This is a genomic window from Epibacterium ulvae, from assembly GCF_018678075.1.
GTDB classification, from domain to species: domain Bacteria; phylum Pseudomonadota; class Alphaproteobacteria; order Rhodobacterales; family Rhodobacteraceae; genus Epibacterium; species Epibacterium ulvae_A.
Map to the genome: position 1 here is coordinate 44,810 of NZ_JAHHIR010000084.1, position 6,079 is coordinate 50,888.

Below are 6,079 nucleotides of genomic sequence, written 5' to 3' on the forward strand. Positions count from 1 at the left end.
CTGTCAGTGCGACAGGTTTTCCAGTTCGGCCATGCGGTCACGCCAGAAGGAGGCGACGCTTTTGGCCTCAGCCTCCAGCCCTTTGGCCTTCATATTGGCGGACCAAACGTCGATCATATCGGGGATCGCCGCGTTATAGGCGTCGGGGTCGGAAAACGTGTGCAGCTCAACGCCTTTTTCTTTGAGGAATGCAAAAGCCTCAACCTCGGCCTTGGCCAATGCGGCCAGACTGCGCGCCTGGGCTTCTTGGCTGACCTCTGAAATCAGCTGTTTGACGTTGTCGGGGTAGCTGTTGTTCCACTTGTCCTGATTGACCCAGATCGGCCAGGTGGTCACGGGACCAACGCCCACATCGGCCATATGGGTGGCGACCTCATAGAGTTTGGTGGCCTTGTAGAGATCGGCAGAGAAGAAGCCGCAATCCAACAGGCCGCGTTGCAGCCCCTCATAGATATCCGGCGGAAAGACATTGACCCCAACCGCGCCAAGCGCATCCCACATCGGCGGCTGAAACGCGCCAAAGCTGCGGATTTTCAGACCCTCGAAATCCTGCATGCTGGTGACCGGCTTGGTGCACAGCGGATAAAAGGAGTTGAGCGCGTGAAAGAACAAGGGGTGGACGTTATTGGCGTCCAGTTCGGCTTGCACATGGGGGTTCTGCTCTACCAGTTCCTGGGACACCGCAACGGCGGCGGCGCGGTCCTGGAACACGGCCGGCACCGCATTTGGCGCGCCGATCAGCGGCAGTTCATTGGGGAAATAAGCCTGCGGCGTGGCACCGAAATCGATCACGCCATTGCCGACCAGTTTCAGGATTTCGGTGGCTTTGCCAATCGAGCCGCCCCAATAGACGCGGATCTTGATCTGCCCGTCGCTGCGGCGCTCGATCTCATCGGCCCACCATTGGTCCACCTCACTCTGGACAAAGACCTTGGGGCCGAAATGCGCCAGTTTGAGGTTCATTTTGGGATAGTCCGCAGCCTCAAGCGCTGCTGCAGACAGTCCGATCGCTGCACATGCAGCCAACAACAATTTTTTCATTCTTCAGTCTCCTCCCTGAATTTGAAACCCGTGTTGAATTGTCCTCCCTATCCAAGCACGAATGGGTTTGGGGTGGTTTTGCCAAGGTTCACATAGACGCTTTTGGTCTGCAGATATTCCTTGATCATCTCCTGCCCGCCTTCCCGGCCAAGACCGGAATTTTTGAACCCACCAAAGGGCGTGGTGTAGCTGACAACGCGGTAGGCATTGACCCAGACGGTGCCGGCCTCCAGCGCTTTGGTGAATTTGAACGCGCGCGCCACATCATTGGTCCAGACCGCCGCCGCCAGACCATAGGGCGTGTCATTGGCGATGCGGATCGCCTCATCGTCGTCGCTGAATTTGATGACCGACAGGACGGGGCCAAAGATCTCTTCTTGGGCGACGCGCATATCATTGGTGACATTGGTGAAAACCGTCGGCTCCACGAACCAGCCATTGCCGGTGCCAATGTCGGTCAGCTGCTTGCCGCCAAAGGCCAGATGGGCCCCTTCAGACGTCGCGATATCCACATAGGACAGAACTTTGCGCAGCTGGTCCTTGGTTGCGACCGGTCCGATCTGGGTCTTGGGATCGGTGGGATCGCCCACCCGCGCTTCGGCGATGAAATCCACCAGACGGGCGACAAAGGCGTCATGGATGCTTTCATGCACCAACACCCGCGAGCCCGCCATGCAGGTCTGCCCGGTGGCGGCGAAAATGCCCGACACCGCGCCTTTGACCACCTGTTCGATGTCGGCATCAGCGCAGATGATATTGGGGGATTTGCCGCCCAGTTCCAGCGACACGCCTTTCAGCCGCTCGGCGGCCGCTTTGTAGACCGCTTTGCCACCCACTTCACCGCCGGTAAAGGCCACGCGGTTGACTTTGGGATGGGCCACCAGGGGCGCGCCGACCTCATCCCCATAGCCGGTCAGCACGTTGACCACACCGGGGGGAAAGCCTGCCTCGGTAAAGAGTTTGGCGAATTCGATCATCGAGGTGGAGGCATGTTCGGATGGTTTGATCACCACGGTGCAACCTGCCGCCAAAGCGGGTGCCAATTTCCAAGTGGTCAGCAGCAAAGGCGAATTCCATGGTGTAATGGCGGCCACAACACCAATGGGTTCATGTTCGGTATAAACAAACATGCCGGTCTTTTCGGTGGGGATCACCGCGCCTTCGACTTTGTCCGCAAGACCGCCGTAATAGTAGTAATACTGCGGGATATAGCGCAGTTGACCCAGCATTTCCGCCATCAGCTTGCCATTGTCGCGCACTTCCAGCGTTGCCAGTCGTTCAGCGTTTTCAAGGATCAGATCGCCCACCCGGCGCATCAAGGCACCGCGATCGGACGCGGAAATATCGCGCCATGCGGGATTGGCCAAAGCATCACTGGCGGCTATGACGGCGGCGTCCACATCTGCAGCACGCGCCCGTGCAATGCTGGCCCAAGGCGCGCCGGTGACCGGGTCAAAACTATCCAGCGTCTCGCCCGCCTGCGCCGGGGTCTCCTGGCCGTTAATAAAGAGATTAAATCGTTGCGTTTCAGCCAATGTCCAGCCCTCATCCATATCGCACATCTGTTCTTGCGGTGGGTCCGGAGCCGCAGCGCGACCCTTTGCCTGGCTTTGAGGTTAGAGCGGCGCGCGCCGCCACTTCGCCAGAAACAGTCAAGGCTTCGCCTGGATCGGCTTTCACAAATTGCACGCGGCTGTGTGGTCTGAACACAAAAGCCGCAGACCCGGGGTGCGGGCTGCGGCTGTGATCGCGTGGGGCGGGTTCAATCATCCGGTCGTGGCGGTAGGTTCATCTTCGGCGGGTGCACCGCGGCGCAGCTCCGTTGGGGTGACGTTAAAGCGGATCTTGAACCGTTCGGTAAAGCGGGACTGGGACTGATAGCCCACCGCCCCGGCAATGCGCCCGATGGACAGCCGCGTCTCTTGCAACATATTGAGCCCGGCCATCAGCCGCGCCTCTTCCAGGATGTCGCGGAACGAAGCTTCCTCCATCGACAGTTTGCGCCGGAGGGAGGATTCGCTGGTGCCCAAACGGCGGCTAACATCGGCGATGCGCCATTCTTGCGCCGGGTCCAGACGGACCAGATGTGCAACCCGTTGTTTCCAGCTGGGATTGCGCGCCATCAGGATATTGCCGGCCATGCCCGCCTGGGCGAGCAACAGCAGGAATTCAACCAAACGGTGGCGCTGGATCTGGCGTGCGGTGGGGTATTCCCGCGACCAGCGCAGCCAATCGGTGAGCCAGGTGATCAGGTTCTCGGGCGTCTGCAGGCTCCATTTCTGCGACAGATCCCATGTGTCGAGATATTGCCCATAAGTGGATTGGAACTGCTCCAGGATGTCGATGTCAAACCGGATGCCAAGCCCCTGATAATAGCCGGTACGCGGATCGGGGGTTTTCTCCAGCCAGGTTTCAGTGTCCGACGGCACAATCAGGATTTCACCGGCGCTGGCGGTGTGGACCTGATCGCCGATCTGCACCTCTTTGCGCCCGGCCAGAACCAAAAGCGCGGCGGGGTTGCGAAACACAACCGAGGAAATGCGCTGCGGCACATAACAGCTTTGGACGCCCAATTCGCATTGCGAGGTGACCTGACCAAAGGCGGTGCCGCGTTTCAGGATCTCATCATACAGGCGACACAGGGTCGGATCGGTTGAGATCGGCGGACGGCTGGCTGCCTTGCCACCGGGAAAGGCATGCAATCGAGGTTTGGGGCAGTCAAAATCATCAGACACGGGCGCGATACCTTTTCATACAGGGTTAAGCTTACAGAGTTTTTGCGGATTTTCGAGCCTGCTCGGTCAACAAAAGCCCATGGCCTGCGACTTCAAACGCGTCCAGCATCCCGTCGTTGGCGGTTGGCATGGTCTCAAACAGCGGTTCCAGCAGCGGGAAATCTTCGAGCCAGGTGAGGTTTGGCGCGGCGGCGGCCAGATGGACAAAGAGACCCGGCAGGAAATGCGGCATGATTTCGATGCCCACATATTCCGCCCATCGTGCAACCCGCAGAGATTCCGTCAACCCGCCCATCATCGCCAGATCCGGCTGCATCGCGGCGCACATGCTGTCCTGCAAAAAGGGCGCGGCTTCGTCCAGACCTTGCAGGTGCTCACCGGTGGCGATCAGGCCGGGATAACGTTCGGCAAGGATCCGGTAGCCCTGAAAATCGCGGGCACGCAACGGTTCCTCGACAAGATAGACGCCATAGTCCGAGGCCATGTCCAACGTGTAGCGCGCATCGATCAGATTTGTTTTCTCGTTCAGGTCGACCATGATCTGCAACCGGTCGCCGCCCACGGATCGGGCGCGGTCCAGCAGGACTTGATCACTAGTGGTGCCTGACAGGCGCAGTTTGATGGCGTCAAATCCCTGTTCGCGGTGCATCTGGATCTGCGCCTCGGTCTGATCGCCGGTGTGGTTGGGACGGTATCCGCCGCTGCCATAGACTTTGACCGCGCGCATCTCCCCTCCCATGGCCTGGCCCAAGGGGACGTCCAGCGTTTTGGCATAGGCATCCCACAGCGCCACATCCAGCGCCGCCAGACCAACGAAATTGGGCCCCTTGCCGGTGCGGTTGCAGGCGGCGGTGACTTTGCGCCAGCTGGCCTCGGGCGTCACAAAGGGCTGCCCCTGGATCACCGCATCGCTGATGTCGCGGGCCGCAACCATGGCGCCGGCCCCTTTGCCACCGATGGCATAGCTAAAGCCAAAGCCCGCCGCCCCATTGCTGAGGGTCACGTCGCATAGGATCACGTCGATTTTCGACACGCCCGAGCCGCCGACCGCGTTTTCCAGCTGGTAAGACAGAAGGGACCATTGCGCATTTTGCACTGTGAGAGGGGTCATAATCGGGGCACCTATATTCCTGCGAAACTTCCGATCAGGATGCCCAACTGCGCTGCGGCTTCGCGCGCTTTCTTCGCTCAGACTTTGGCCGCAAACGCTCAAGCCGCCGTTTGGGGACACGCGGGCTCCGGACATACCAATGGGCCCCAAACCCGGGTTTTCCGGTGGGGAACAGTGCAAAATCCTGTGCTCTGGTGCCGGTCGGTTGCGTGTCATTGGACGTGAACCGAGCAGTGGCCATAAGGTGGACGGGCCCGCCACGGAGGGCGGAGGCGGACAGGGTTTCCCCTGCGCGTTTCAAGGTCTTGGTTTGCGGCCCGGCTGCCAAACCGGGCTCCTGTTCCTGGTGCGGCGGGGGTGTCAGTCCAGCCACGGATCGCGATCCCCGCCACCATAGGCGCGCGCGGTAAACGCCGAGTGTGGTGGGCGTTCGCAGGGGGCGCAACACCCTACGCAGGTGGAATGTGTTGGCCCGCGACTTTGGTAGCTGAAACGCCGCCTGGTTGGGATTGCAACCCAATGAAAAGTGGGCATCCGCATATGCAGACGCCCCGATCTGGACGGCACGCGACGGAAAGGGCGAGCTGAGTGCGTCGGTCCAGATACTGCTGCTTCGGGACCAGCCAAGATGCGGAAACACATCAGTGCCATGATGCCATCCGAAGGAAATCAGGTGACTTACATCAAGGTTTCAGCGTTTACACCAACCGTCATCGCGCCAATCGCCTCGCCGGTGGCCGGGTCGGTGATGATCATGGAAATCTGGCCCTAGGGTCTGGCCTCATAACCAATAGATCACGGTTGCAGCAAGCGCGATTGCTGACAGGAAGACCTTGGGGCATCTGTCGTATCGGGTAGCCACACGCCGCCAGTCCTTGAGCCTTCCAAACATGATCTCGATGCGGTTGCGGCGTTTGTAGCGGCGCTTGTCGTATTTGACGGCTATCATGCGCTGCTTGCGACCGGGGATGCAGGCTCGTATCCCTTTGTCTTCCAACGCTTCTCTGAACCAATCTGCATCGTAGCCGCGATCCCCGAGAAACCAGTCGACTTCTGGCAGACTGCTGAGCATGGCGCGCGCGCCGATGTAATCGCTGACTTGTCCGGCGGTGACGAACAAGTTGAGTGGGCGGCCCAGGCTGTCGCAGCTCGCGTGACGCACACTGTTCATTCCCCCCCTCGGTCCGACCGC

General features: G+C 59.9%; 6 protein-coding genes. 1 reads left to right on the forward strand and 5 read right to left on the reverse strand.

Annotation, left to right across the window (positions count from 1 at the left end; genetic code table 11):
- Positions 1–3 precede the first annotated feature (3 nt).
- From KMP13_RS17915 to KMP13_RS17930, 4 genes are all read right to left on the reverse strand, one after another.
- A complete protein-coding gene (locus tag KMP13_RS17915; protein ID WP_215267344.1) occupies positions 4–1,041 on the reverse strand; it encodes a C4-dicarboxylate TRAP transporter substrate-binding protein in 1,038 nt (345 codons plus the stop codon).
- Positions 1,042–1,088: 47 nt separating this feature from the next.
- Positions 1,089–2,594 carry an aldehyde dehydrogenase gene (locus KMP13_RS17920; protein WP_215267345.1) on the reverse strand — a complete coding sequence of 502 codons (1,506 nt, stop codon included), beginning with the start codon at positions 2,592–2,594 and terminating at the stop codon, positions 1,089–1,091.
- Positions 2,595–2,807: 213 nt separating this feature from the next.
- Positions 2,808–3,776 (reverse strand): helix-turn-helix transcriptional regulator, encoded by a 969-nt coding sequence (locus tag KMP13_RS20995; RefSeq protein ID WP_215267346.1) that lies wholly within the window; start codon positions 3,774–3,776, stop codon positions 2,808–2,810.
- A gap of 31 nt (positions 3,777–3,807) precedes the next feature.
- Positions 3,808–4,887, reverse strand: coding sequence for a mandelate racemase/muconate lactonizing enzyme family protein (locus KMP13_RS17930; protein WP_215267347.1), 1,080 nt, complete (start codon positions 4,885–4,887; stop codon positions 3,808–3,810).
- A 628-nt stretch (positions 4,888–5,515) separates the two neighbouring features.
- Between KMP13_RS17930 and KMP13_RS17935 the strand changes: the two genes are divergently transcribed.
- The gene (locus tag KMP13_RS17935; RefSeq protein WP_215267348.1) at positions 5,516–5,659 is read left to right on the forward strand and encodes a hypothetical protein; all 144 of its coding nucleotides are present in this window, start codon (positions 5,516–5,518) and stop codon (positions 5,657–5,659) included.
- Positions 5,660–5,668: 9 nt separating this feature from the next.
- Here KMP13_RS17935 and KMP13_RS17940 read toward each other — a convergent pair.
- Positions 5,669–6,079 (reverse strand): IS5 family transposase (locus KMP13_RS17940; protein WP_215267349.1); only part of this gene is annotated, 411 nt, incomplete at its 5' end.